The organism is Olivibacter sp. 47 (assembly GCF_030372825.1).
GTDB lineage: Bacteria > Bacteroidota > Bacteroidia > Sphingobacteriales > Sphingobacteriaceae > Olivibacter > Olivibacter oleidegradans.
The window spans coordinates 1-1,584 of sequence record NZ_JAUCNR010000006.1; the positions used below are offsets into that span (position 1 = coordinate 1).

3 protein-coding genes are annotated in these 1,584 nt (G+C 39.7%); 1 reads left to right on the plus strand and 2 read right to left on the minus strand.

Going from position 1 to position 1,584, the window contains the following annotated elements; translation table 11 throughout:
- Window positions 1-161 precede the first annotated feature (161 nt).
- Entirely contained in the window at window positions 162-446 is a 285-nt protein-coding gene (locus QT327_RS28015; protein ID WP_502910555.1) for an ORF6N domain-containing protein, read from the plus strand.
- A gap of 617 nt (window positions 447-1,063) precedes the next feature.
- Here the strand turns inward: QT327_RS28015 and QT327_RS28020 are convergent.
- Together QT327_RS28020 and QT327_RS28025 are read right to left on the minus strand one after the other, a co-directional pair.
- Window positions 1,064-1,450 (minus strand): hypothetical protein, encoded by a 387-nt coding sequence (locus tag QT327_RS28020; protein ID WP_289554483.1) that lies wholly within the window; start codon window positions 1,448-1,450, stop codon window positions 1,064-1,066.
- A 7-nt stretch (window positions 1,451-1,457) separates the two neighbouring features.
- On the minus strand, window positions 1,458-1,584 hold a 127-nt coding region (locus QT327_RS28025; RefSeq protein ID WP_289554485.1), incomplete at its 5' end, for an RHS repeat-associated core domain-containing protein.

The following is a 1,584-nucleotide window of genomic DNA, read 5'->3' on the forward strand; positions in this document are numbered from 1 at the left end:
TAGTTTGATTGTTTAAAACTGACAAAGAAAGTTAAATAAAGCTAATTCGACTTATTCTTGCAAATGACGAATTGTAACAACGGGCTAATTTTTCTTTCGGTTTAAATCGGCTTTTCGGAAAAAGGCTAAGCGGGTTCTATTCGATACGTGGACACAGCGTGATGTTAGACAGCGACTTATCTACTTTATACGGTGTACAAACAAAGGTGCTAAATCAAGCCGTTAGACGCAATATAGAGCGATTTCCCGAAGACTTTATGTTTCAAATTAACCAAGGAAGAATGGGTCAACTTGCGATACAGGTAAACATTCGTATTATGCACATATTTAATCAATTCCGTACCGCTATTATGGGCACTACGGACATCCGTTTAGAAATAGCCGATATCAAGCAGTTAAAAGGAACAAGACTTTCGTTTTCAACTTACGTCTCAAGGGAAAAATGAACTGGTCACAATTTGTGACCGGTTCGAAAGTCTTAAACACTCAAACAAATCCATATGCATATACCGAGCATGGAGTTTTAATGTTGGCGAATGTACTAAAAAGTACCTTAGCTACACAATTCAGTATCCGTTTAGTAAAGGCATTTGTCTAACTGCGCAATATGCTTTCATCACATACAGAACTAAAACTCGAAAAATAGAGGAATCACGAAAGAACTACGATACCAATTCGACGAAACAGCTGATCTTGATTCACTATTTGATTTCCGGAAGCTCTTGTCGTCGAAATACTCAATCATCACATCTGTGTCGCAAAATATCTTTTGCACGGAAGATTAGCTTTGCCTATTTTGTCAGCTATCTATTAAAAGTAAGGATTGCTTTATAATAATCTTTCTTGCGGAACGCCTTCATAGCCTTTGGATGATCAGCAATTATTTTCTCCAATTCCTTAATGTCAAATGCCTGGATCGGACCATCCTCCACTTGGAAAGCTGTCAAATAAAAACTGTCAAGGCCGACCCTTTCGGAAAGAAAAGAGTAGGCTTTTAAACGCCCATGGTTAACGCGAAACAGCCAGCAGCTGTCTGTTGCAATTCCAAAATGCTCCAACACGCCTATGCCGATTCTTCTACTGATGTATCGCGTTTGTGCCGCATAGATACGCCCGCTTGGATCTGTTGATTTCCTTCCCTTTTTTTTGTGTCCAACCTAAGCAAATAGGCTTGGCGGGTCACTGTATCCATATAAATTTTTGAGCTGATCTTCTCTTTTGTCCCATCTTTCAGTTCCACATCATATGTATACTTATGTTGAGGGAGGCTTTCGCCATTGTACACCCAAGCCCTATTTGCATAATTCAATGTGTTGAACCGGAGATTTTGTACCGACATTGCTCGGTTGACATCAGCTCCAAACATCCCCGGTTGAGCATATACATTTATCGGAACGAAACGGCTGCTTATCGAGCAAGAAATCCAAATTATATTGAGTATTAGTAACATTAATATCTTAAAGTTTCTCATTGAATATAATCGGATTGTTCAGCCCGTAATTGTACGGTGAATGTGATTCGAAGCTTTCAGCCAAAGGATCCACGTTTCCCCACCTACCGATCACCGGATCGTAGAACCTTGCA

Bases quoted from the DNA above. Each gene is read 5' to 3' on its own strand.
- QT327_RS28020 (WP_289554483.1), bottom strand. From the start codon at position 1,450: ATGTTACTAATACTCAATATAATTTGGATTTCTTGCTCGATAAGCAGC.
- QT327_RS28015 (WP_502910555.1), top strand. From the start codon at position 162: ATGTTAGACAGCGACTTATCTACTTTATACGGTGTACAAACAAAGGTG.